At 72.8% G+C, this 644-nt stretch carries 2 pseudogenes; both read right to left on the bottom strand.

Features of this window, described 5'->3' with window-relative positions:
- Nucleotides 1–137 (bottom strand): annotated as a pseudogene (locus EAO71_RS39490) (organic hydroperoxide resistance protein); the annotation flags it as partial.
- Between the two features lie 190 nt (nucleotides 138–327).
- Nucleotides 328–644: pseudogene (locus EAO71_RS35805) on the bottom strand (ATP-binding cassette domain-containing protein); the annotation flags it as partial.

The raw sequence follows: 644 nt of genomic DNA, 5'->3' as shown, positions 1-644 counted from the left end.
CCGAGCGCGGGCGGCATCGCGAGGCGGAGGTCGATCAGACCGTCCTGGCTCGTCACGAAGCCGTCGCGACCGCCGTGCGCGGTGGCCTCGGCCACGTACATGATCTTCGTCGGACGGCTGTCCGCGCGGTCGCTCATGGTCCGCCCCGGTAAGTGAGGAGTGCACAAATGGATTGTGCACAAGGTWTCGGACGGAGCGGCTCCACGTTACCCCGGGGTAGTGAGGGCGCCCACGGCCCCGGGCGGCGACCGGGCGAGCGCCCCCGCGGGACTCCCCCGCCCTCCGGGCCCCGGGTGGGACCCGGTGGGACCCGGTGGGACCGGAGGCTCAGACCGACTGCGGGGAGAAGCCGAAGGGCAGCTCGAGCCGGTGGCGCCGCATCAGCTCGGCGTCGCTCAGCACGTCCCTGGTCTCCCCGTCGCCCGCGATCACCCCGTCGCTGAGGATCACCGAGCGCGGGCAGAGTTCCAGTGCGTAGGGCAGGTCGTGCGTGACCATCAGGACGGTGACGTCCAGGGACCGCAGGATGTCGGCGAGCTCGCGGCGCGAGGCCGGGTCCGAGCTCGCGGCGCGAGGCCGGGTCGAGGTTGGAGGACGGCTCGTCGAGGACGAGGATCTCCGGCTCCATCGCGAGCACGGTCGCC

Origin of the sequence: Streptomyces sp. MS191 (assembly GCF_008042125.1) — a bacterium.
GTDB lineage: Bacteria > Actinomycetota > Actinomycetes > Streptomycetales > Streptomycetaceae > Streptomyces.
Note: the sequence above shows the minus strand (reverse complement) of the source record. Positions and strands in the feature narration are given on the sequence as shown.